This is a genomic window from Brotocaccenecus cirricatena (assembly GCF_020687045.1).
GTDB lineage: Bacteria > Bacillota > Clostridia > Oscillospirales > Oscillospiraceae > Vescimonas > Vescimonas cirricatena.
In genome coordinates this window covers 17,860-42,011 of record NZ_JAJEPW010000020.1, presented here as the reverse complement: position 1 = coordinate 42,011, position 24,152 = coordinate 17,860, and the positions used below count along the sequence as shown (strand labels likewise).

Sequence of the window (24,152 nt, the reverse complement as noted above, 5' to 3'; positions counted from 1 at the left end):
TCCTCAGTTCTTTTCCAGATAGGTTTTCAGCTCCGCCGCGAAGGCACGCAGGGCGTTGCCGCGGTGGCTGATGGCGTTTTTCTCCTCCGGCGTTAGCTGGGCAAAGGTCTTGCGCAGCTCCGGCACGAAAAACACCGGGTCATAGCCGAAGCCGTTGTCCCCCTGGGGTGCATAGGCAATGGTGCCGAAGCAATCTCCGGCTGCGTCCAGCCGGTCCCCATTGGGGAAGCAGCAGACGATGGCAGTGTGGAAATGGGCGGTGCGGGCCCCAGCACCCCGGAGATTCTCCAGCAGCAGGCGATAGCGGGCCTGGTCACTGTCCACGCCGCCGTATCGGGCGGAATAGATGCCCGGTGCGCCATTCAGCGCGTCCACGCACAGGCCGGAGTCGTCGGCAATGGCGGGCAGACCGCTGGCCTGCATCACGGCCATGGCCTTGATGGCGGCGTTTTCGGCGAAGGTGGTTCCATTTTCCTCCGGCTCCAGGTCCAGGCCCACGTCGGACTGAAGGACCACCTCCACCCCCAGCTCACGCAGAATCTCCTGCATCTCCGCCAGCTTCTTGCGGTTATGGGATGCCAAAACGAATTTCATAGAATCTCCCCCAATATGTTTTTCTCCAGCTGGATCAGCCGGGCATTGCCCTGGGCGCACAGAGCCACCAGCTCCTGCTGCTCCCGGGCGGTGAAGGCCCGGCCCTCGCCGGTGCCCTGCAGCTCGATGATGCCGCCCTGCTCATTCATGACGCAGTTCAGATCCACCATGGCCCGGCTGTCCTCGGAGTATTGCAGGTCCAGCATGGGTACGTTGTCCACGATACCGGCGGAGATACCGGCCACATAGTGGCGGATGGGCATGGCCTTCACCAGCCCCTGCTCCAGAAGACCCCGGCACGCCAGGGCCAGGGCCACAAAGCCGCCGGTGACGGAGGCGGTGCGGGTGCCGCCGTCACCCTGGAGCACGTCGCAGTCGATGGTGATGGTGCGCTCGCCCAGGCGGCGCATATCCACCGCCGCCCGCAGGCTCCGGCCGATGAGCCGCTGGATTTCGGCGCTGCGGCCGGACAGCTTCAGCTTGTCCACGTCCCGGCGGGACCGCTCCCGGTTGGCCCGGGGCAGCATGGAATACTCCGCCGTCACCCAGCCGCAGCCCGGGCGCACATGGGGCGGGACCCGGTCCTCCACCGAGGCGTTGCACAGCACCACCGTGTCGCCGCAGCGGATCAGGGCGCTGCCCTCGGCAAATTTGATAAAGCCCGTGGTGATCTCCACCGGGCGGCTTTCGTCATACTTTCTTCCGTCGGCACGGATCATATTCGTCCCTCCCATCAGAACAGATCGCCCACAAATTCCTTGGCGTCGAAGGGGGCCAGGTCCTTGATGCCCTCGCCCAGGCCCACATACTTCACCGGCACCTGCAGCTCCTGGGCGATGGCGATGACGATGCCGCCCTTGGCGGTGCCGTCCAGCTTGGTCAGCACGATGCCCGTCAGACCGGCGGTCTCCTTGAACTGCCGAGCCTGGATGAGACCGTTCTGGCCGGTGGTGGCGTCCAGCACCAGCAGGGTCTCCTTGGCGGCCCCGGGCAGCTCCCGATCGATGATCTTCCGGAGCTTGGCCAGCTCCTTCATGAGATTGGCCTTGTTGTGCAGCCGCCCGGCGGTGTCCACCAGCACCACGTCGCTGCGGCGGGCCTTGGCGGCAGCCAGGGCGTCGAACAGCACGGCACCGGGGTCCGCGCCCTCGTTCTGGCGGACGATGTCCACCCCGGCACGGCCCGCCCAGATCTCCAGCTGGTCGGCGGCGGCGGCCCGGAAGGTGTCACCGGCGCACAGCAGGACCTTTTTGCCCTGCTTTTTCAGCTGATAGGCCAGCTTGCCGATGGACGTGGTCTTGCCCACGCCGTTGACGCCGATGACCAGAATGACGCTGGGCTGGGTGGACAGGTCCAGCCGGCTGTCGCCCACCTCCAGCTTCTCGGCCAGGATCTCCCGCAGAGCGCCCTTCACCTGGTCCGCCGTCAGCAGACGGTCGTCATAGGCCCGGCGGCGCAGCTTCTCGGTGGCGTCCAGGGCCACGTCCATGCCCACGTCCGCCAGGATCAGGGATTCCTCCAGCCGGTCATAAAAATCGTCGTCCAGGGAGTCAAAGGACATGGGCGCAAACCACGCGTCCCGGAATTTTTTGAACAGTCCCATAATCGTGTCTCCTTACTTTATATTCAGCTCTTTGGCCATATCGTTGAGGTTGATGGTGAGGATCCGGCTGACGCCCCGCTCCTGCATGGTGACGCCGTAGAGCACGTCGGCCTCCTCCATGGTGCCCCGCCGGTGGGTGATGACGATGAACTGGGTCTTTCCGGCGATGCGCCGCATATAGCGGGCATAGCGCACCACGTTGGCCTCGTCCAGGGCGGCCTCGATCTCGTCCATCACGCAGAAGGGGGTGGGGTGGACCTTGAGAATGGCGAAGTACAGGGCGATGGCCACAAAGGCCTTTTCGCCGCCGGACAGCAGGGTGATGGTTTTCAGTTGCTTGCCCGGGGGCTGCACCTTGATCTCAATGCCGCAGTTGAGGATGTCCTTTTCATCCTCCAGCTCCAGCCGGGCCTTGCCCCCGCCGAACAGCTCCAGAAACGTCTCCTGGAAGCTGTCGTTGAGGAGCCTGAACTGCTGGGCGAAAATCTCCGTCATCTGCTGGGTCAGCTGGTCGATGACGCCGGTGAGCTCGCCCTTGGCCTGCTCCACGTCCGCCCGCTGGTCGGACAGATAGGTATACCGCCCGTTGACCCGCTCATACTCCTCGATAGCCCCGATGTTGGGGGTGCCCAGGGCCTTGATGGACCGGTTCAGCTCGCCGATGCGGCGGGTGGCCTTGGGGACACTCTCCAGCTCCACCCGCTGGGCCTGGGCCTCAGAATGGCTCAGCTCATACCGCTCCCAGAGCTTATCGAGAATGGTTTTCTCCTCCATGGCGGCGGCGCTGCGCTTCTGCTCCAGCCGGGACAGCTCCTGCTGGGCGGCGATTACCGCGTCGTTGCAGGTCTGGGTCTGGCGGTTCAGGGCTGTGCGCTGCTGCTCCAGGTCCAGCTTCTCCTGCTGGAGGGTCTGCAGCTGCCCGCGCAGGTCCTCCGCCTGCCGGTGCAGGGAGTCGCAGCGGGCTTGATGCTCCGCCATTTGCTCCCGTGCCCGGACCTGGGATTCATGCAGCTGCCGGGCCAGATCCTCCCGGCTGCGGCAGTCGCCGTCCAGGTCCGTCATCAGCTGGCGCAGGTCCGCCAGGCGGCTCTCCGCTCCCTGGCGCTCGGCGGCCAGGGCGGCCTGCTGCTCCTTGCAGCGGGTGATCCGGTCGGAGATGCCGCCGGTTTTCGACTGCAGGTCGCTCTGCCCGGCCAGGCAGTCCTGGGCCTGTTGGCGCAGCTGCCGGGCCAGGTCCTCCTGACCGTCGATCTCCGTCTGAAGCTCCCGGCGGCGGGCGTCACCGTCCGCCGTCTGCCGGGTCAGCCGGAGATTTTCGGCGTCCAGGGCCTCCAGGGTGGCTTCCAGGGTCTCCCGCAGGCTGTCATAGTGCTGGCCGCGGGTCTCCAGAGCCAGCACCTGCTGGGCGGCGTTCTGCTGCTGCTCCCGGGCCACATCCAGCTCATACTGGGCCTTTTGCAGGTCCCGGCCGGTTTCCTCCGCCCGGTGGGCGGCCTGGTCCAGGGAGGCTTTCAGCCCCGTCAGCTGCTCCCGCAGCCCGGACAGCTCGCTGGCCCGGGACAGGACCCCGGCACTGCGGCTGACGCTGCCGCCGGTCATGGAGCCGCCCCGGTTGATGACCTGACCGTCCAGGGTGACGATGCGGAAGCGGTTCTGATACCGACGGGCCATATTCACGCCGCAGTCCAGGTCCTCCACCACCACGGTGCGGCCCAGCAGATTCTGGAAAATGCCGTCATACCGGGCGTCATACGTCACCAGCTGGGACGCGATGCCCACGAAGCCGTATTCCTGGTCCAGGCGCGGCTCCCGGAGCATATCGCCCCGGATGGCGCTCATGGGCAGGAACGTGGCGCGGCCCGCGTCCCGGCGCTTCAGGAAGGCGATGGCCTCCTTGGCGTCGGTGTCCCGGTCCACCACGATGTTCTGCAAAGCCGCGCCCAGGGCGATCTCCAGGGCCACGGTGTATTGGGGGTCGGTGGTCATAAGGCTTGCCACGGGGCCGTGGATCCCGGACAGGGTGCCCCGGTCCGCCGCCTGCATCACGCCCTTCACCGCCCGGGAGAAGCCCTCGTAGTCATTCTCCATCTCCGTCAGCAGACGGATGCGGTCCTCCATGGCGGCCAGCTGCCGGCGCAGCTGTTCGGCCTGCTGGGCGGCCTCCTGGGCCCGGCGGCGCCGGCCCTCCATCTTCAGGCTGTGGCCCTGGATGACGTTGGCGGCGGCCTGCTCCTCCTCCCGGGCGGCAGTCAGGGAGGCGTTGTTTTCTTCGGCCTCCCGGCGGCATTGGTCCAGCTTTTCCCGGGCGGCGGCGCTGTCGGCGGCGATGGCGGCCTGACGGGCCTGGGCCTGGGTCCGGGTGGCGTCCAGAGCGGCCAGCTCCGTCCGGCCCCGGGCGGCGTCAGCCACGGCCAGGGTCTCCTTGGCTCGCAGGGCTTCGGCTTCCTGCTGGGCGCTTCCGGCGCTTTCGGCCAGCTGCCGCAGGGCGTCCATCAGCTCCTCCAGCTGCCGGGCCAGGTCCTGGACCTCCGCGTCGATCTGGTCTATGCGGTCCGTCAGGGCGTCAGCCTGGGTCCGGAGATTACCGGCCCGCTGCTGGGTGTCTGCCAGCTCCCGGTCCAGCCGCTCCAGGGTTTGCTTGTCATGGCTCAGGCTGTTTTCCAGCACGGCCATGGCGGAGGTCTCCTCCTGGGCGGCGGCGTCCAGCTGGGACACCTGGCCCCGCAGGGCCTCGGCCCGGACATCGTTGTCCCGGATCTTCTCCAGGCTCTCCTCCCCGGCGGCATACACGGCGTCCAGGTCTTCCTGGGCACGCTGGCGGTCCTCCTGGGCGGTCCGCAGATCGGCCTCCAGCTTCAGGGCACCGGCCCGCAGGGCCTGGAGGTTTTCCAGCCACACGGAGATCTCCAGCACCCGCAGCTCGTCCCGCAGCACCAGGTATTTTTTCGCCGTTTCCGCCTGCTGCCGCAGAGGTTCCACCTGCAGCTCCAGCTCGGCGATCTTGTCGTTGATGCGCACCAGATTCTCCTCCGTGCGCTGGAGCTTCCGCTCAGACTCATCCTTGCGGTGGCGGAACTTGCTGATGCCCGCCGCCTCCTCGAACACCTCCCGGCGCTCGCCGCTTTTCACGGACAGGATCTCGTCGATCTTGCCCTGGCCGATGATGGAGTAGCCCTCCCGGCCCATGCCGGTGTCCATGAACAGCTCGTTGACGTCCTTGAGCCGCACGGACTGGCGGTTGATATAGTATTCCGACTCCCCGCTGCGGTAATAGCGGCGGGTGACGGCCACCTCACTCTCGTCCCGGGGGAAGATGTGGCCGGTGTTGTCGATGATTAGCGTCACCTGGGCAAAGCCCATCTGATTGCGCTTTTCCGTGCCGCCGAAGATCACGTCCTCCATTTTGGCGCCCCGGAGCTGGCGGCTGTTCTGCTCGCCCATGACCCACAGGATGGCGTCGGAGATGTTGGACTTGCCGGAGCCGTTGGGACCCACGATGGCGGTGATGTCCGCGCCGAAATTCAGCACCGTTTTGTCGGGAAAGGATTTGAAGCCCTGAATTTCCAGTGCTTTTAAATACACGTTTCTGTCACTCCTTCCGCATATCCTGCATATCCCGGATGATGCGGTCAATTTGGCGGGCCACGGCGATGAAATCCTGCTCCGTGTAGCCCTTGGTGGTCATGGCTGCCGTCCCGATGCGGACGCCGGAGGTCTGCTGGGGGGAGCGGGACTCGTTGGGGACGCAGTTCTTGTTCAGGGTGATGCCGTGGCGGTCCAGTTCATCCTGAACGGCTTTCCCGGTGAGCCCGGTGTCCGTCAGGTCCAGCAGGAACAGGTGATTGTCCGTGCCGCCGGTGACCACCTTGTAGCCCATGGAGATAAATTCATCGCACATGGCTTTGCAGTTGCGGACAACGGCGTGGATGTATTCCCGGAACTCCTCCGTGGAGGCTTCCTCCGCCGTGACGGCCTTTCCGGCGATGACGTGCTGCAGCGCGCCGCCCTGGCAGCCGGGGAACACGGCGCTGTCCACCCGCTTGGCAAGCTCGGGCCTACAGAAGATCAGTCCGCTCCGGGTGCCTCGCAGGGTCTTGTGGGTAGTGGTTGTGATGATGTCTGCCAGGCCGAAGGGGGAGGGATGGTCCCCGGCGGCCACGAGCCCTGCGATGTGGGCCATGTCCACCATGAAATACGCCCCCGCCTCCCGGGCGGCGTCGGCAAAGGCCGGGAAGTCGATGGTGCGGCTGTAGGCCGAGGCCCCGGCCAGAATCAGCTGGGGGCGACACTCCCGGGCTTTCCGGCGGACGTCCTCATAGTCGATGAAGCCATTTTCGTCCACCCCGTAGAACTCCATGTGGAACAGCTTGCCGCTGAAATTCACCGGGGAGCCGTGGGTCAGGTGACCGCCGTTGTTGAGGCTCATGGCCAGAATGGTGTCGCCGGGCTTCAGCACGCTCATATAGGCGGCCAGGTTGGCGGAGGAGCCGCTGTGGGGCTGGACATTGACGTGATAGTCCGTCTGAAAGACGGCCTGCCACTGGTGGCAGCAGTATTCCTCCAGCTCATCCACATACTGGCAGCCGCCGTAGAACCGGCCCCGGTTGCCGGAGGGACGCTGGGCGGGATAGCCCTCGGAATATTTGTTGGTCAGGCAGGAGCCTACGGCCTTCATGACATTTTCGCTCACGAAGTTTTCGCTGGCGATCAGCTCCACGGTGCTGTTCTGCCGGGCCTGCTCGGCGGCAATGATCTCAAAAACTCTGGATTTCAACGGTGTTCCTCCTCCATAGGACCTACGGGAGGGGACGCTTCCGCAGCCTGCGGCTCCCGTCCCGCTTGTGTGCATATATAATCAGCTTATGATATCATAAATCCCGGTTTTTTTCAAGAAAAATCGCAGGACGGGAAGCCGTCCTGCGAAAATCGGTTATTCCGCCCATGCCGGGTTATTTTCCGGCGACAGGCATTGGGTGACCCGGGCGAAGGTGTCCCGGTCGGTGTAGTAGGTGTAGGTTTTTCCCTCCGGATTTACGAACCGGACGAATATGCCCTCGCTGCGGTCGGAGCCGTCCGGCAGGTGATAGGGCCACAGCTCCAGCACCGCCCCGTCGCCGTAGTCCAGGCGGAGGCTGTCCTCCTTGGGGACGTCCCGGCTGAAGGTGGCGTTCATGTTGAAGAGCTTCCCGTACAGGGCATAGCCGTTTTCCTGGGTGATGCGCAGGTCCTGGCCGTCCACCCGGGCCCGGAGGGAGGTGAATTTTCCGCTGAAAGCGTAGGTGGTGCTGCTGGAGATGTCGCTCATGCAGCGGATGAACCGGTCATGATCCCGCTGGGGCTTGCTGATGGTCAGGCCCAGCGCCGTCACCAGCGCCGCCGCAAAGGCCAGCGCCACCACCCACATGGGGTGCCGCCGCCGGGGTTTCTCCTCCCGGCGCACCGCATCATAAAGACCCATATCGTTCCTCCTATTCTTCGGGCAGGCACCGCACCAGCGTTTGCCATTGCATCTGGTCGGTGTCATACATATAGATTTTTCCGTTGGCTCCCCGGTACCAGACGAACACGCCGGGGACCCATTGGCGGTTGTACCCGTCCCACACGTCCAGGCCCCAGAAGCGCAGGATGCACCCGTCTCCGAACTCCAGCTCCGCGTCCGGCGCAGAATCGGGGGCGCTGCTCTGGCGCTTGCCCATGCCGGCGGCATTCACCTCCAGATACAGCCGGGAGGCGGGCTCCCGGGCCCGGAATTGCCGCCCGTTCTGCCGGACGTACAGACTTCCCTGCGCCTTGGCATATAGGACGCTTTCTCCCAGCCCGCTTATAAAATGGCGGTACTGCCGCTGTAAATGGGCGGCCCATAGAATGGGAAAAAATGCCAGCAACACCAGGGTCAGTGCGATGGCTATGCAGGCAAGCAGCCTGGGGTCCCGTTTCCGGGGCCGGGGTGCGCGAACGGCATCGTACAGAGGCATGGCGTGGTCCTCCCGTTTTTTCCCTATTATATAGGCTGCCCCGCCTCTTGTCCAGCAAAACAAAGTTGCGCCGCCTTTTGGGCAGCGCAACTTTTACTTTACAGGTTACTTTTTGAAGCTGTCCTTCAGGGACACGCTGCGGTTGAACACCAGGTGATCCGCCGTGCAGTCCCGGTTATCCATGCAGAAATAGCCCGTGCGCATGAACTGGAAGGTGGGGGCGTTGATGCCGGTGCGGTTTTCCACCCGGTCGAAGTCCCGGGCCACGTCCACCATGGCCCGCTCCACCTTGCAGCCCTCCAGCACCATCAGGGAGTCGGGATTCAGGCAGTTCAGGAAATCCTTGTCCGGCCCGTCGGGCTGGGGATCGGAGAACAGATTGTCATACAGGCGCACCTCGGCGTCCACGCAGCTCTCCGCGTCCACCCAGTGCAGCGTGGCGCCCTTGACCTTGCGGCCGTCGGCGGGATCGCCGCCCCGGCTGTCGGGGTCGTAGGTGCACAGGACCTCCACGATCTGGCCGTTTTCATCCTTGACACAGCCGGTGCACTTCACCAGATACGCGCCCTTCAGGCGGCACTCGGGGCCGTCGGGATACAGGCGCTTATACTTGGGAATGGGCGTCTCCAGAAAGTCCTCATGCTCGATCCACAGGTGGCGGCTGAAGGTGATCTCATGGGTGCCCTGGCTGGGATCGGTGGGGTTGTTCTCCACGGTGAAGGTCTCGCTCTGGCCCTGGGGATAGTTGGTGACGGTGAGCTTCACCGGGTGCAGCACCGCCATGGTCCGCTGGGCGGAGCCGTTCAGGTCCTCCCGCAGGCAGTGCTCCAGGAAGCCGTATTCCACGGTGTTGGGGGACTTGGCCACGCCGATGCGCTCGCAGAAGCTGCGGATGGAGGCGGCGGTATAGCCCCGGCGGCGCAGGCCGCACAGGGTGGGCATCCGGGGATCGTCCCAGCCGGAGACATAGTGCTCCTCCACCAGCTTGCGGAGCTTGCGCTTGCTCATGACAGTGTGGTCGATGCCCAGCCGGGCAAATTCGATCTGGCGGGGCTTGTGATAGGGGATGGACACATTGCTGACCACCCAGTCATACAGAGGCCGGTGAGACTCGAACTCCAGGGAGCAGAGACTGTGGGTGATGCCCTCCAGAGCGTCCTGGATGGGGTGGGCAAAGTCGTACATGGGATAGATGCACCACTTGGTGCCCTGGCGGTGGTGGTTGATGAAGCGGATGCGGTAAATGATGGGGTCCCGGAGGTTCAGATTGCCGCTGGCCAGGTCGATCTTGGCCCGCAGGGTCATCTTGCCCTCCTCCACCTGGCCGTTCTTCATCATTTCAAACAGACGCAGATTCTCCTCAATGGGGCGGTCCCGGTAGGGGGAGGTGGCGGGGATGCCGATGTCGCCGCGGTTGGCCTTGAACTCCTCCGGCGTCAACTCGCACACATACGCCAGGCCCTTTTTGATGAGCTCCACGGCGTATTCATAGTCCTTTTCAAAATAGTCGGACCCGTAGAAGAACCGGTCGCCCCAGTCAAAGCCCAGCCAGTGGATATCCTGCTGGATGGCGTCCACATACTCGGTGTCCTCCTTGGCGGGGTTGGTGTCGTCCATGCGCAGGTTGCACAGGCCGCCGTAACGCTCGGCGGTGCCGAAGTCGATGCAAAGGGCCTTGCAGTGGCCGATGTGCAGATAGCCGTTGGGCTCCGGCGGGAAACGGGTGTGAACGGTCAGTCCCTGGAACCGGCCACCCTCTGCGATGTCCTCGTCGATAAAGTTCAGAATAAAGTTTTTGCTTTCGGCACTCTCCTCCGTCAGAGGGGCCTTCACTTCCTCGGTCATTGTCTCACACTCCTTATTCGGTCGTAATCCCGTGTTTTCACACTGAACTTATATTATACGGTTCCCGTCCTCTGATTGCAAGAGCTTTTGAAGGGGCGGGACAACTTTTTTTGCGGGCATTGCAAAAAGAGGGAGGAGAGCGGCGCTCTCCTCCCTCTTTGGAAGCTGCTGGGGCTATTTCCGCTCCGTCAGCTTGCTGTTGCACTTCTGCAGGAAGCGGTCGTTGGCGATGATGGCCCGGGTGTGGGTCCCCTCGCCGATGGGGCCCCAGTCGTCGCTGGCTTCCACCCGGAAGGTGATGAGCTTGCCGTTTTCGGACACGCCGGTGACGGTGGCCGTGGCCCGGACGGTCATGCCCACAGGGGTGGGGGCCAGGTGGCTGGAGTGAATGTCCACGCCCACGGTGCCCTTGCCCTCCGGCAGGTCCGGCTGCACGCAGTCCATGGCGGCGTGCTCCATCATGGCCATCATAAACGGGGTGCCGAACACCTCCAGGCCGCCGGAGCCGATGGCCCGGGCGGTCATCTCCGGGGTGACCACCTGCTCAATGGTATAGGATTTGCCGATTTCGATCATATCCGTTCCTCCTTTATACGCCCAGCCGGGTCCACAGCCGGTCATACAGCCGCAGGGTGTCCTTGGGCAGGTTTTCATAGATCTCGCAGCGGTCCAGCGTCTCCGCCGGGGGGGCCATAATTTCGTAGATCTCCGGATCCAGCTCCTCCTCGTTGACCTCCGCATAGTAGGCCGGGTACTGCTCCAGGGCTTCCCGGTTGGGGGACGCGTACCAGATATAGTCCATGTTGGACAGGTTGGAGTCCGTGGAGGCGATGAAGTTGATCCACTCCTCCGCCTCGGACATGTGCTGGGTGTCCTTCAGGACGCACATGGCGTCCACGAACCAGTTGCTGCCCTCCTCCGGGATGACGAAGGCCAGGTCCTCGTTGTTTTCCAGCATGGTCAGGTAGTCGCCGGCGTAGTACATGGCGATGGCGGCATTGCCGCCCTCCATCTTCTGGAACACCTCGTCCATGACGAAGGCCTGATACACGCCGCTGTCCTTGGCGGTTTTCAGCAGGTTGAAGGCCTCCTCCAGCTGGCCGGGGTCCGTGGTATTGATGCTGTAGCCCAAGTCCAGCAGGGCCGCGGCCAGAGCGTCCCGGGAGTTGTTGATCATCAGCACCTGACCGGCGTACTGGGGATCGAACATGGCGTCCCAGCTGGTAATAGGCTCGGACACCATGGTGGTGTTGTAGATAATACCCAGGGTGCCCCAGGTGTAGGGCACGGTGTACTTGTTCTCCGGGTCGTAGCTGAGGTTCTTGTAGGTGTCGTCAATGAGTTGGAAATTGGGAATGTGGCTGTAGTCCAGCTCCGCCAGCATATCCTCCTGAATCAGGCGGGCGATCATATAGTCCGAGGGGACGATAACGTCGAAATCCGCGCCGCCCATCTTGATCAGGGAATACAGGGCCTCGTTGCTCTCCGCCGTCTGATAGTTCACCCGGATGCCGGTTTGCTCCTCGAACCGGGTGATCAGGTCCTCGTCGATGTACTCGCCCCAGGAGCACACGTTCACCACCCGCTCCGACTGGACGGAGTGTCCGGTGACCACCAGCACCGCCACTAAGGCGCAGGCCATGGCTCCGGCCGCCGCCCGGCGCAACAGCTTGTTGGGCCGCCGGTGGGGCTTCACCGGGCCGCCGGAGGCGGCGGACGCCGCCGCGTGATGCTCCCGCCGGGCGGCGTGGCTGTCACGCAGGTTGATGATGGCCAGCAGCACCAGCACCGTCACAAACAGCAGGGTGGAAATGGCGTTGATCTCCGGACTGACGCGCTTTTTGGTCATGCCGTAGATGGTCATGGCCAGGGTGGAGGCGCTGGTTCCGGCGGTGAAGTAGCTGATGATGAAGTCATCCACGGACATGGTGAAGGCCGTCAGTGCGCCGGACACGATGCCGGGCTTGATCTCCGGGATCACCACCCGCCAGAAGGCCTGCATCCAAGTGCAGCCCAGGTCCTGGGCCGCGTCGATGAGGTTCCGGTCCATCTGCCGCAGCTTTGGCCCCACGGACAGGATGACATACGGGATGTTGAAGCAGATGTGGGCGATCAGCAGGGTGCCGAAGCCCATGGTCAGCCGCTCCGGCAGCACCACCGCCGACTGCCAGGAGTTCACCCACCCGGCAAAGGCGCCCCATCCGTTGAAGAACACCACGAACAGCAGGCACAGGCTGACGCCGGTGACGATATCCGCGTTCATCATGGGGATGTTGTTGACGGAATTGACGATGGTCCGGCGCCGCCGGCTCATGGCGTACAGTCCAATGGCGGCAAACGTGCCCGCAATGGCCGCCACGATGGTGGACAGCAGCGACACCATCAGGGTGGTGTACACACTGTTCATGATCAGGCGGTTAGACAGCAGGGACTCGTACCATTTCAGGGAAAAGCCCTTCCAGACGCTGGAGCTGGTGCCTGCGTTGAAGGAGAACACGATGAGAATGATAATGGGTGCATAGAGAAACAGGAACACCAGCGCCATCAGCACCCGATCGCCGACGCTGTTCTGCTTGCGGCCGGTCATAGCATCACCGCCTGTTCCTCACCCTCACCGAAGCGATTCATCACCAGCATGCACACCAGCACGATGATCATCATCACCAGGGAGATGGCCGCGCCCAGCTGTGGGTTATAGGCCCCGCCCAGGAACTGCCGCTCGATGAGGTCGCCCAGCAGAAGCTCCGTGCCGCCGCCCAGCATCCGGCTGATGGCGAAGGTGGACACCGACGGCACAAACACCATGGTGATGCCAGAGATGACCCCCGGCAGGCTCAGGGGCAGGATCACCCGGCGGAACACCGTCATGGAATTGGCCCCCAGGTCCCGGGCGGCCTCCAGCAGGGAGCCGTCCAGTTTGATGATCACGGAATAGATGGGCAGGATCATAAAGGGCAGATAGTTATACACCATGCCCAGCACCACGGCCCCCTGGGTATTCATCATGGAGAAATACTCCAGCTCCGTGCCGAAAATGTGGTTATACAGGCTGATAAGCCCGATTTTTTCAAACAGCTGGTTCAGCAGGCCGTGGTTTTCCAGGATAGTCATCCAGGAATACGTCCGCAGCAGGAAGTTCATCCACATGGGCAGCATGATCAGCACCATAGCCGTCCGCTGGAAGGCCGGACCCTCCCGGCTCATGAGATAGGATACAGGATAGCCGATGACCAGACAGATCAGCGTGGCGATGATGGCCAGCTTGAAGGACCGCAGAAACACCTGGGTATAGCCGCCCATCTGCACAAAATTGTCCAGGGTGAAGCCCCCCTCCGAGGAGGAGAAGGCATAAATCACCATGATGAGGATGGGGGCCACCACGAAAATGGCCATCCACACCTCATAGGGCACGGCGAACCGGGAGAGCTTATTCTTCATCCCCGCTCTCCTCCTCATCCGTCTCCCAGGAGGCGTCCGCCAGCTCCTCATACTCCTCGGAATAGGAGCTGTAGTCGCCGAACTGACCGGAATATTCGCTCTTTTTCATGATGTGGAAGCCGTCGGGGTCGATCTTCACGCCAATGCGGGCCCCCACCGGGGAGTGGTCCGTGGTCTGGATCAGCCACTTGAAGCCCCGGAAGTCCACAATGATGTCGTACTGCATCCCCTTGAAGGTGACGTTGGTGACGGTGCCCGCCAGCTGCCCCTGCTCCACGGGGACAATGTCGATGTCCTCGGGGCGGATGACCACGTCCACCGGCTCGTTGGGGGCGAACCCGCCGTCCACACAGGGGAACTCCTTGCCGTACATTTTCACCACGTTGTCGCGGACCATGGTGCCGTTTAAGATGTTGCTCTCGCCGATAAAGTCCGCCACAAAGGCGTTTTTCGGCTCGTTATAGATGTCCTCGGGGGTGCCGATCTGCTGAATGCGGCCCTTGTCCATCACCACCACGGTGTCGGACATGGTCAGGGCCTCCTCCTGGTCGTGGGTCACATAGATGAAGGTAATGCCCATCTGCTGCTGGATACGCTTCAGCTCGTTCTGCATATCCTTCCGCAGGCGCAGGTCCAGCGCGCCCAAGGGCTCATCCAGCAGCAGGACCTTGGGCCGGTTCACCAGCGCCCGGGCGATGGCCACCCGCTGCTGCTGGCCGCCGGACAGCTGGGTGATCTTCCGGTGCTCGAAGCCCTTCAGACTCACCACGCCCAGCATTTCCGTCACGCGCTCCTCAATTTCCTCGGCAGGCACCTTGGCGATCCGCAAGCCAAAGGCGATATTCTCAAACACGTCCAGATGAGGGAACAGCGCATATTTCTGGAACACCGTGTTGATCTGCCGCTTATGCGGCGGGACATCATTAATCCTCACACCGTCAAAGGTGACGTCTCCCGACGTGGGTGTCGTGAAACCGCCAATAATCCTCAGCGTTGTGGTCTTGCCACAGCCGCTGGGGCCCAGAAGTGTGAGGAATTCAGAATCGTTGATATACAGATTGATGTGATCGAGAACCAGCTCGTCGTCAAACGCCATGCAGAGGTCCCGCAGGCGAATCAACTCTTTGGACATTTATCCTCCCCCGTTCGTAAAATATTTTTTTCTTACCTCTTTTCTCTGTTCAAAGGGAGGCCTTGCGGATAGGCCTGATATCTCTCGTTGAAATTTGGCAGATACAATATATAAAAAATGAAGACAAATGTCAATCATTATTTTTGCGAATATCAAAAAGGGCAGGAAAAAGCAAAAATCCCCTGTCCCGGTCTGTACCGGGACAGGGGAAAACGCGTCATGTTACTTGGTGCCGAAGATGCGGTCGCCGGCATCGCCCAGACCGGGAACGATATAGCCGTGCTCGTTCAGGTGATCGTCCACCGCACCCACATAGATGTCCACATCGGGATGAACCTTCTGCAGGTGCTCAATGCCTTCAGGGGCAGCTACCAGCACCATGAGCTTGATGTTGTGGCATCCGCGCTTCTTCATCTCGGTGATGGCGGCATCGGCGGAGCCGCCGGTGGCCAGCATGGGATCCACGATGATGATGTCGCGGTCGGCCACGTCCTTGGGCATCTTGCAGAAATAGACGTGGGGCTCCAGAGTCTCCTCGTCCCGGAACATACCAATGTGGCCCACGCGGGCGGAGGGCACCATGCGCAGCACGCCGTCCACCAGACCCAGACCGGCCCGGAGAATGGGCACCACGGCGAACTTCTTACCGGCCAGAGTGGGCAGCTCCGCCTTGCACAGGGGAGTTTCCACCACCTTGGTGGTCAGCGGCAGGTCACGGGTGGCCTCATAGGTGATGAGCATGCCGATCTCGGACACCAGCTCCCGGAAATCCTTGACGCTGGTGTTCTTGTCCCGGAGGATGGTGAGCTTGTGGGCCACCAGGGGATGGTTCATGACGTGGACTTTTTCGCTAAACATGGTGCTTCTCCTTTATATATAAAATTATTAATCCAAGGTGATCTTCAGGCCCCGGGCCAGCCGCTCCCGCTCCGCCTGGCTCAGCCGCAGGTACACGGGAACCAGGTCCCGGGCCGTGGTGACCTGTCCGGCGGCAGCCATTTCCCCCGCCGCCAGGGCCACCCCCACGGCGTTCTGCATCACCAGCTGAGGCGGGGCCATCCGGCAGGGGACATCCTGCTCCAACAGATAATTATAACACAGCCCGGCCCCGTCGCCAACAACAAATTTCGGCTCCGGGCGGTTTTTTATCTCCTCCGCCAGCTCCGCCAGGCCGATGGCCCGGTCCGGACACTGCCGGGTCAGAACACCGTCATGGGCCAGGAACAGGGCGTTGTACACCTGATTGCGCCGGGCGTCCATGGCGCAGACGATGAGGCCCTCCATATGGGCCAGGTTCCGGGCCATGGCGGCCAGGGTGGACACGCCGCAGCAGGGCTTTTCCAGGGCCCAGGCCAGGCCCTTCAGGGCGGATACGCCGATGCGCAGGCCGGTAAAGCTGCCCGGCCCGTTGGCGGCCGCCAGCAGGTCCATATCCCGGACCCGCAGTCCGGCGGCGGACAGCATACCGTCCACCAGGGGCATCAGGGTGCGGCTGTGGGTCAGGCCCATGTTCTGATAGGCGCTGGCCAGGGGAACACCGTTTTCCACCACGGCGGCGGAGACGCTTTTGGCCGAGGTCTCGATGGCAAGTATTTTCAAAGCGGCTCCCCTCCTTCAATGGTAATGCTGCGCCAGCCGTCGTTTTCCGGACAGCGGGCGATGGTGACGGTAACGGCGTCCGGCGGCAGGGCCTCCCGGACGTTTTCGCTCCACTCCACGGCGCACACGCCGCCCCGGTCCAGATAGTCCTCCCAGCCGATGTCGAACAGGGCGTCGGCGTCCGCCAGGCGGTACATGTCGAAGTGGAACAGGGGCGTGGGGCCGTCGTATTCGTTGACGATGGTGAAGGTGGGGCTGGTGACCCGGCCCCGGCAGCCAAGGCCCCGGGCCAGTCCCCGGGTGAAGGCGGTTTTGCCCATCCCCAGGCCGCCGAAGTAGGCCACCACCGCACCGGGGCCCAGGGTCCGTCCCAAACGGCAGCCCAGCTCCTCCGTTTCCGCGGGACTGTGGGTGATATACTCCATAGGTGGCCTCCTCTCCGTAAAATCAACTGATTATATCACAGGAATTCCCGCTTGAAAAGAGAAAATTCGGTTTACAGAAAAAGTTTCGTATGCTATACTAAATTGATATCATGTTCCATGCAACCGGTTTTACAAGAGGAGCCTTTCATGCTGAAACGAATCAAGGATAGCATTTTCGATATTTTGCGGCAGGCCGACTGGCTTTTGCTGTGTCTCTGCTGCGGCGCGGCCCTGTTCGGGCTGGTGATGATCGCCAGCGCCACGAACTTTCTGAATTCCTGGAAGATGGTCATCGTCCAGGCCTGCGCCATTGTGCTGGGAGTGGGCATCTATTTTCTCATGTCCCAGATCGACCTGACCGAGGCCGCCAAGCGCTGGAAATGGCTGCTGGGCTTCGGCATCGTCATGTTCCTGCTGCTGAAAACGCCGCTGGGCATCGAAAACAACGGCAACCGGGCCTGGCTGGGGATCCAGGGCTTTCCGGCCAATATCCAGCCGGCGGAGATCGTGAAGCTGACGTTCATCCTGGTGCTCAGCCGGCAGCTGGTGTGGGTCAAGGAGAACTGGGGGCTGAAATCCCTGCGTTCCATTGCGTTTCTGGCGGGGCACGTGCTGCTGATGGTGGGGCTTTACTACGTCATCTCCTCGGACATGGGCAGCGCCCTGGTGTATATCTTCATCTTCGCGGCCATGGCCTTTGTGGCCGGAGTGGCGGCCCGGTGGTTCATCATCGCCCTGTTGGGCGGCGGCGCGGCGTTTTACCTGCTGTGGGAGCTGGACAAGATCCCGGACTATATGAAGGAGCGGTTCATGGTGGTGTTTGACCACAACCTGGACCCCCTGGGGGCCGGATGGCAGCAGACCCGGAGCCTGCTGGCCCTGGGCGGCGGTAAGCTCGCCGGCCAGGGGCTGTTCCACGGGATACAGACCCAGGGCGAATACTCCGGCAGCCTGCCGTTCCGGTACACGGACTTCATCTTCTCCGCCATCGGCGAGGAGCTGGGGATGCTGGGGTGCCTGGCGGTGCTGCTGCTGCTGGCGGCCATCATCGTGCGGTGCCTGATGGTGGCGCGGAAGGCCCGGAACACCACGGAGTCCTATGTCTGCGTGGGGGTGGCAGCGTTGCTGATCTTCCAGACCATCAGTAACGTGGGTATGTGCCTGTTTGTGCTGCCGGTGATCGGCCTGACGCTGCCGTTTTTCAGCTATGGCGGCTCGTCCATCGTGACCCTGTTTGCCGCCATGGGCATGGTCAGCAGCGTCCAGAGCCACTCCCTGCCGGATTGGCTGCGGTAAGGGAGGCGGGCATGGAGCGTAAGTCTGCCGGACTGCGGGCCCGCCGAATGACGGAGGCGGACCTGGAGCCTCTGCACCGGCTGCTGTCGGACCCGGAGGTCATGCGGTATCTGGAGCCGCCCTTTTCCCGGGAGCAGACCCGGGCCTTTCTGGAACGGGCGGGGCTGACGCCGGAGCCGCTGATCCTGGCGGTGGATGACGGCGGCTTTGCGGGGTATGTGATCTGGCACCCCTATGACGATGTGTCCATGGAGCTGGGCTGGGTCCTGGACCGCAGCCGCTGGGGCCGGGGATACTCCGGGGAGCTGACCCGGCTGCTGACGGACCGCGCCCGGCGTCAGGGGCGGGGCGTGGTCATTGAGTGCGTCCCGGAGCAGACGGTGACCCGGCACATCGCGGAAAAGTCCGGCTTCCGCTTCTGCGGCATGGCGGAGGGCTGCTGCGTGTACCGGCGGCAGCCGGACGAAAAAGAACCGCTTTGATCGGCCGACTCAAGCGCGGCAAAAAATCAGAATGGCGCAGCGTAAGCTGCGCCATTCTGCACAATCCGGACTATTCATCCCGGTACGCCGGGAGCCTTGTTATCCGATTATTTACACGATGAAGTACAGCACCAGCGGGATGCACAGCACATACAGCACCGGGTGGACCTTCTTTGCATCGCCCGTCAGCACCTTGATCAGCACGTCCGTCAGCACGCCCAGGCAGATTGCCGCGGCGATGTCGCCGGTGAAGGTGCCGAACAGGATCATCACGAAGGGACCGAAGCAGCTCTTGAAGTCGGAGAAGTCCAGCTTCGTAAAGCCCGACAGCATGGAGAAGCCCACGAAGATCAGCGTCACGCCGGTCACGGCAGTGGGGATCATCAGAAACAGCGGGGACAGGAAGATGCACACCAGGAACAGCCCGCCGCTGACGATCGCCGTCAAACCCGTGCGGCCGCCTGCTTCCACGCCGATGGTGGATTCAATGAAGGTGGAGATGGTGGTGCATCCGGTGCCGGAGCCCACCACCGTGCCAACGGCATCCACCAGGAAGGGCTTTTCAATCTGGGGGAAGTTGCCGTCCTCGTCCAGCATATTGGTCTGGGCGCCCACGGCGATCAGCGCGCCGAAGGTGGCAAAGAAGTCGCTGGTGAACAGGATGAAGATCCACACCAGCGCGCCGGGGATGTCTGCCAGCACGGACTTGAAGTCGTAGCACAGCACCAGGTTGCCGATTTCGCTCATATCCGGCAGGGACACCAGCGTGGTGGGCAGCGTGGACACGCCCATGGGGATGCTGATGACGGTGCCGACAATGATGCCGATCAGAATCGCGCCGCGCACCTTATAGGCCGTCAGCACGCCCATCACCGCCATGGTGATCAGGGCCAGCAGCACCGCGGGCTGGGTAAAATCACCCAAGGCCAGACCGCTGTCGCTGAAGGCGGCAAGGCCGGTGTTCTTAAAGCCCAGATAGGCAATGAAGAAGCCCACAGCGGTTGGTATGGCGATCTTCAGGTTCTTCGGCAGCAGATCCACCACCATTTTCCGCACGCCCAGCACCGTTACCAGGATAAACAGAATGCCGGAGCACAGCAGAAGCGCCATGGCCCAACCAAAGGACACCGTGCCGCTGTTGACCAGCCCGCCGAGAATGAAGTTGCTGCCCATGGCGGTGGACAGCGCCAGCGGCAGATTGGCATACAGGCCCATAAACAGGGTGATGATGCCGCTGACCAGTGCGCACATCACCAGCAGCGCTGACTTGCTGATCACAACGCCGTTTATATCCGTGATGTAGGGATCGGGGCCGAAGCCGCAGATGGCGGAGGGCTGCACTGCCAGCACATAGGCCATGGTCATAAAGGTGGTGATACCCGCCAGCACTTCCCGCCGGACGGTGGTACCGTGATCCTTCAGCTTAAAAAAATCGTTTTTCATGTTGCTCCTCTCTGTGCTCTTTTGCAAGTTGGGTTTTGGGGGATTCGGTTTTATTCCACGACCTCCAGAATGGGGTCGATGACCTTCTGCTGCACCACATCAATGAATCCGCAGTCGGTGATGGCGTAAGCAGGGATCGCCGCCAGACAGATAAAGCTGAGGAACATGAAGGGAATGGCGATTTCCGTGCCCATTTCATGGGCCACCCGGTTCAGTTCCTTCTTCTTCTCCGCCAGCTCATCCAGAGGCAGGTCGCTCAGCAGACCGCAGATGGGATATGCCACCTCGGCGGCCACTTTTCCATTGCGGACGATCACCTGTCCGCCGCCCAGCTCCACGCAGCGGTTCACCGCCAGTGCCATGTCCTCGAAGCTGTCACCCATGACAATGATGTTGTGATTGTCGTGGCCCACGGAGGAGGCCATTGCGCCGCCCCGGATGTGGAAGCCGCCCATAAAGGCCTTGCCCACATTGCCGTTCTTGCCGTGGCGCTCTACCTGCGCAATATACAGCGCATCCTGCTCCACATCGCACTGCACCACGCCGTCCACAACCGGCAGCTCCACGTCCCGGCGATTGGTGAAGGGCATGTAGGGCAGCGTATCCATCACCAGGGCCTTCACCTTCTTGGCGCCTGCGGGGGCATGGATCTTGAAGCTGTCCGCCGTGATGGGGTTTTTCAGGTGCATGGTGTTCAGCACACAGGGCTCATGCTCTGCCGTCTCATAGTGCACCAGCAGCTTGCCGTTGTCTGTGATCTGGCGGCCGCCGGCGAAGGTGGTCAGCACGCGGAAATCCTCCGGGCCGGTGGTGATGTTGACGTCTGCCCGGCGTCCGGGTGCCAGTCCGCCGATTTCCCGGTCCAGATTGAAAGCCCGCGCGCAGTTGACGGTGACCATCTGAATGGCCTTGACAAAGTCCAGACCCATGCCCAGGGCCGTGCGCAGCGAGTCGTCCAGATGGCCCCGCTCCTGCAGGTCCACCGTGTGCAGGTCGTCGGTGACGATGCTGACCATGGCGGTGTCCAGATGATTTTCCATCACGGTCTTCAGCAGCACCGGCATATTCCGGGCGGCGCTGCCCTCGCGCATCATCAGGTGGCAGCCGTTGCGCAGCCGCTCAAACACATCCTTTTCGCAGAAGGACTCATGGTCGGTGGACACACCGGCGGCGATGCAGGCGCTCATGGCCGGGCCGTACATATCCGGCAGATGGCCCTGCAGGGTCTTGCCGGGCATAGACAGCGTGGTGTCAAAGGACTCCAGCAGATCGGGGAACCCGGCTGTGATATAGGGGCCGACACACTCGGACAGGCCCACCGCGTCCGGACGCTTCAGGGCCTTGCGGATAATCTCCGGATTAAAGCGCCCGCCGCTGGTCTCCAGATTGGGGGAAAACGGCACGTGGGACGGCACCACGAAATAAATTTTCAGGTCTGTGGCCTCGGCCTCCTTCAGGATGGCCTCGATGCCCTCCAGCCCGGACACCACGCCCACCTCGTGCAGGTCCGTCATAATGCCGGTGGTGCCGTGTGCCAGCACCGCCTCGGCAAAGGGCCGGATGGCCAGCGAGGAGCTTTCCGGATGGATATGTCCGTCCAGGAAGCCGGGGGTCAGATACTTTCCCTCCGCGTCCACCACCCGGGTGCCCTCGCCGATGCAGTATTCCACATCGCCCACGGCAGCGATGGTGTCGCCGCAGATGGCCACGCCGCCGTCATAGATCTCACCGGAATAGACATTGACCACCTTGCCGTTCCGGATCACCAGATCGGCCGGAGTCTCACCCTTCGCAACGGACAGTAATTTCTGATTCATGCTGTACCTCCATACTAAACGCATAATTCCGCTTGCTGCTTCTATGTTCTGGTGCCCCGCACCGTTGAAAACCCTTTAAACCTTCACCACCGGGAAGCGGTCCGGCAGCTCAATGCCCGCCCGCTTATAGATGGCCTTGGCCCGGTCGCAGGCCTCCTTCAGGATGGCCTCCTCGTCCAGGGTTAGGATCTTCCGGTCCCGCATAAGCCACTTGCCGTCGCACATGGTGGATTGGATATTGGCCGAATGCATGGCCGTTACCAGGGCGGCGATTTTGTCGTTCACCGGCATCATCGACGGACCGTGGGGGTCAATGACGATCAGGTCCGCCTTCTTGCCGCATTCCAGACTGCCGTACAGGTCCTCGTCCAGCAGTGCGCGGGCGCCCCACTTGGTGGCCATCCGCAGAATATCCTGCGAGGGAACCACCGTGGGGTCCAGACGCCAGCCCTTGTGGATCAGGCTGGTCAGCCACATCTCGTCCACCATGTCCATGTGGTTGGAGGAGGACGCGCCGTCCGTACCGATGGAGGGCCGCAGCCCCATCGCCAGCATCTTCGGGATCCGTGCAAAGCCCAGCACGCGCATGGCGGAAGCTGGGTTGTGGGAAATCTTCACTTCCCGCTTCTTGAACAGCTCCAGCTCCTCATCCGTCAGCCATACTGTGTGAACGGCCAGCAAATTCTTATCCAGCACGCCCAGCCGCTCCAGATGCTTCACCGTGCCCTCGCCCCAGCGGGCATAGGTATATTCCTTCTCCTCCTTAGCCTCGGCCACATGCATGTGGATGCCGACGCCGTATTTGTCCGCCAGCTCCTTGGTGCGGACGCACAGTTCATCGGTGTTGTTGAAAATGGTGCGCAGGCCGAACCATACCTGCACCCTTCCATCGGCCGTATTGTGGAATTTCTCCAGGTCCGCCACCTGCTGCTCCAGCTCCTGCTCCATGGTGCGCTGCCAGATTTCCGGCAGCCCCTCGCCGCAGTCCATCACGGATTTGGCCAGTTTGCCGCGCAGACCGGACTCCGCCGTACCCCGGGCCATGCCGGAGACGAACTGTCCGCCGGGCTCAGCAAAGGAGGTCACGCCGGAGCGGATCAGCTCCAAGCTGGTCATCAGCGTGGACACATAGGAGTCCTCCTCCGTCATGCTGCTCTCAAAGGGCCACATCCGGTCGTGGAGCCAGCAGATGAAATCCACATCATCGCCTACGCCCCGGGAAATCTGCTGGGAGGTGTGCACATGGGTATTCACAAACCCGGGCAGCACATACTTGCCCTGCAGGTCAATGACCTCCGCGTCGGGCTTCACCAGCCTGGGGTCAACCTTACCGACCGCCGTAATGCGGTCATCCTCCACCAGCACGCCGCCGCCGTCAAAAACGGTGTCCTGCTGATCCATGGAGACGATGTAGCCATTCTTCAAATAGGTTTGCATGAGATCCCTCCATCCAGATACTTGTCAAGCTGCTTCAAAAATGATATACTCACCCTACAACCTATAACAGTTATAGGTTCAAGCCCTAATTTTGATTTTTCCGGATTTTCTGGTGTTCTCACAAAATCCTGCTGTTATACCCCGGAAAAATGGGAGGTTTTTTATGAAAGAATTTTTGACCATCGGGGAGCTTGCCGACATTTTCAACATGGATGTCCAGCTGCTGCGCCATTATGACGCCAAGGGCCTGTTGGTGCCGCAGGTGCGCAACAGCGAAAATAACCGCCGCTTTTACCACTTCGACCAGGTCTATCCGCTGGCCACGATCCGGTATCTGCGGCGGCTGGACTACTCTCTTGCCCAGATCAAGGCCTTTCTCCACAGCAACGGCCTGCGTGATAACCTGCAAATGCTCTCCCAGCAGGCGCAGCAGCTGCGCCGTCAATGCGACGAGCTGAACGCCACCATCCAGATCATCCAGCAGAAGGTGGAGTTTATCGAGCGGGAGCAGGCCGCCAGCCAACGGGATAAATTCTATGTCCGCTCCTTCCCGCGCCGGGCCTTTCTGCACATCGGCGAGGAAATCAACCTCTTTACCCATGAGCTGTTTTACTTCTATCCCACCGTGGGCTTTTATCAGGGGCAGCGGAAATGGTTCGGCGCCTACCTCTATGAAGATACTCCCGCCGAGGCCCGCCGCCTGCCGGACCTGATGGCCGACCAGCCCGTTTCCTATATCCCCGCCGGGGACTATCTCTGCGGCTATCACTATGGGCCGTATCTCACCATTCAGGACTCCATTGACCGCCTGTTTGACGAAGCCCGCCGCCGGAAGCTGCCGGTGGATGACTGTGTTATCACCCCCAACATCGTGGATCAGTGCTGCGAGGGACACCCGGATAATTATATTACCGGTCTGGAGGTGCGCATTCTTTCCTCTGATGAACAAAATGAAAAAACGCCCTCTGCGGCCATTTCCAAGCCCGAGGACGTGTAAGCTGCTGCGTATACCGGTGGGAGCCGGAGAACCGCTGGTTCAAACGCAGTGTATGCCGCGGGTACATAG

At 62.1% G+C, this 24,152-nt stretch carries 21 protein-coding genes; 3 read left to right on the top strand and 18 right to left on the bottom strand.

The features are described from left to right. Nucleotides 1–3: 3 nt before the first annotated feature. From rdgB to tsaE, 15 genes are all read right to left on the bottom strand, one after another. The gene (rdgB, locus tag LKD37_RS08260) at nt 4–594 is read right to left on the bottom strand and encodes an RdgB/HAM1 family non-canonical purine NTP pyrophosphatase (protein WP_302928781.1); all 591 of its coding nucleotides are present in this window, start codon (nt 592–594) and stop codon (nt 4–6) included. Next, on the bottom strand, nt 591–1,313 hold the full coding sequence (gene rph, locus LKD37_RS08255; RefSeq protein WP_302928780.1) for a ribonuclease PH: 723 nt from the start codon (nt 1,311–1,313) through the stop codon (nt 591–593). The genes rdgB and rph overlap by 4 nt, the downstream gene beginning before the upstream one ends. Nucleotides 1,314–1,327: 14 nt before the next feature. Beyond that, on the bottom strand, nt 1,328–2,197 hold the full coding sequence (ftsY, locus tag LKD37_RS08250) for a signal recognition particle-docking protein FtsY (protein ID WP_302928779.1): 870 nt from the start codon (nt 2,195–2,197) through the stop codon (nt 1,328–1,330). 12 nt (nt 2,198–2,209) lie between these two features. Further along, complete coding sequence (smc, locus tag LKD37_RS08245) at nt 2,210–5,779, bottom strand: chromosome segregation protein SMC (protein WP_302928778.1); 3,570 nt, start codon at nt 5,777–5,779, stop codon at nt 2,210–2,212. Nucleotides 5,780–5,786: 7 nt separating this feature from the next. After that, nucleotides 5,787–6,971 carry a serine hydroxymethyltransferase gene (gene glyA / locus LKD37_RS08240; protein WP_302928777.1) on the bottom strand — a complete coding sequence of 395 codons (1,185 nt, stop codon included), beginning with the start codon at nt 6,969–6,971 and terminating at the stop codon, nt 5,787–5,789. Between the two features lie 156 nt (nt 6,972–7,127). After that, entirely contained in the window at nt 7,128–7,655 is a 528-nt protein-coding gene (locus tag LKD37_RS08235; protein WP_302928776.1) for a hypothetical protein, read from the bottom strand. A gap of 10 nt (nt 7,656–7,665) precedes the next feature. Next, on the bottom strand, nt 7,666–8,172 hold the full coding sequence (locus LKD37_RS08230; protein ID WP_302928775.1) for a hypothetical protein: 507 nt from the start codon (nt 8,170–8,172) through the stop codon (nt 7,666–7,668). A 105-nt stretch (nt 8,173–8,277) separates the two neighbouring features. Then, nucleotides 8,278–10,017: a glutamine--tRNA ligase/YqeY domain fusion protein gene (locus LKD37_RS08225; protein WP_302928774.1), complete on the bottom strand. Its 1,740-nt coding sequence runs from the start codon at nt 10,015–10,017 to the stop codon at nt 8,278–8,280. 174 nt (nt 10,018–10,191) lie between these two features. Then, nucleotides 10,192–10,593, bottom strand: coding sequence for a thioesterase family protein (locus tag LKD37_RS08220; protein ID WP_302928773.1), 402 nt, complete (start codon nt 10,591–10,593; stop codon nt 10,192–10,194). A 13-nt stretch (nt 10,594–10,606) separates the two neighbouring features. Beyond that, nucleotides 10,607–12,604, bottom strand: a complete 1,998-nt coding sequence (locus LKD37_RS08215; protein ID WP_302928772.1) for an extracellular solute-binding protein — start codon at nt 12,602–12,604, stop codon at nt 10,607–10,609. Then, nucleotides 12,601–13,455: an ABC transporter permease gene (locus LKD37_RS08210; protein ID WP_302928771.1), complete on the bottom strand. Its 855-nt coding sequence runs from the start codon at nt 13,453–13,455 to the stop codon at nt 12,601–12,603. Before LKD37_RS08210 ends, LKD37_RS08215 begins: the two co-directional genes overlap by 4 nt. After that, nucleotides 13,445–14,587: a spermidine/putrescine ABC transporter ATP-binding protein gene (gene potA / locus LKD37_RS08205; protein ID WP_302928770.1), complete on the bottom strand. Its 1,143-nt coding sequence runs from the start codon at nt 14,585–14,587 to the stop codon at nt 13,445–13,447. The genes LKD37_RS08210 and potA overlap by 11 nt, the downstream gene beginning before the upstream one ends. A gap of 222 nt (nt 14,588–14,809) precedes the next feature. After that, on the bottom strand, nt 14,810–15,445 hold the full coding sequence (gene upp, locus LKD37_RS08200) for a uracil phosphoribosyltransferase (RefSeq protein WP_302928769.1): 636 nt from the start codon (nt 15,443–15,445) through the stop codon (nt 14,810–14,812). 27 nt (nt 15,446–15,472) lie between these two features. Beyond that, a complete protein-coding gene (gene tsaB / locus LKD37_RS08195; protein WP_302928768.1) occupies nt 15,473–16,186 on the bottom strand; it encodes a tRNA (adenosine(37)-N6)-threonylcarbamoyltransferase complex dimerization subunit type 1 TsaB in 714 nt (237 codons plus the stop codon). Further along, entirely contained in the window at nt 16,183–16,611 is a 429-nt protein-coding gene (gene tsaE, locus LKD37_RS08190) for a tRNA (adenosine(37)-N6)-threonylcarbamoyltransferase complex ATPase subunit type 1 TsaE (protein WP_302928767.1), read from the bottom strand. Before tsaE ends, tsaB begins: the two co-directional genes overlap by 4 nt. 147 nt (nt 16,612–16,758) lie before the next feature. Here tsaE and LKD37_RS08185 point away from each other — a divergent pair, with 147 nt between their 5' ends. Both LKD37_RS08185 and LKD37_RS08180 read left to right on the top strand, forming a co-directional pair. Further along, entirely contained in the window at nt 16,759–17,907 is a 1,149-nt protein-coding gene (locus LKD37_RS08185; RefSeq protein ID WP_302928766.1) for an FtsW/RodA/SpoVE family cell cycle protein, read from the top strand. An 11-nt stretch (nt 17,908–17,918) separates the two neighbouring features. Continuing rightward, nucleotides 17,919–18,389, top strand: coding sequence for a GNAT family N-acetyltransferase (locus LKD37_RS08180; protein WP_302928765.1), 471 nt, complete (start codon nt 17,919–17,921; stop codon nt 18,387–18,389). Between the two features lie 111 nt (nt 18,390–18,500). Here LKD37_RS08180 and LKD37_RS08175 read toward each other — a convergent pair whose 3' ends face one another. The 3 genes from LKD37_RS08175 to LKD37_RS08165 form a co-directional block, all read right to left on the bottom strand. Further along, the gene (locus LKD37_RS08175; RefSeq protein ID WP_302928764.1) at nt 18,501–19,832 is read right to left on the bottom strand and encodes an NCS2 family permease; all 1,332 of its coding nucleotides are present in this window, start codon (nt 19,830–19,832) and stop codon (nt 18,501–18,503) included. A 50-nt stretch (nt 19,833–19,882) separates the two neighbouring features. Next, nucleotides 19,883–21,649 carry an adenine deaminase gene (locus tag LKD37_RS08170; RefSeq protein ID WP_302928763.1) on the bottom strand — a complete coding sequence of 589 codons (1,767 nt, stop codon included), beginning with the start codon at nt 21,647–21,649 and terminating at the stop codon, nt 19,883–19,885. A 75-nt stretch (nt 21,650–21,724) separates the two neighbouring features. Next, the gene (locus tag LKD37_RS08165) at nt 21,725–23,086 is read right to left on the bottom strand and encodes an amidohydrolase (RefSeq protein WP_302928762.1); all 1,362 of its coding nucleotides are present in this window, start codon (nt 23,084–23,086) and stop codon (nt 21,725–21,727) included. A gap of 163 nt (nt 23,087–23,249) precedes the next feature. Here LKD37_RS08165 and LKD37_RS08160 point away from each other — a divergent pair, with 163 nt between their 5' ends. Beyond that, the gene (locus LKD37_RS08160) at nt 23,250–24,083 is read left to right on the top strand and encodes a MerR family transcriptional regulator (protein WP_302928761.1); all 834 of its coding nucleotides are present in this window, start codon (nt 23,250–23,252) and stop codon (nt 24,081–24,083) included. The last annotated feature ends 69 nt before the right edge of the window (nt 24,084–24,152 follow it).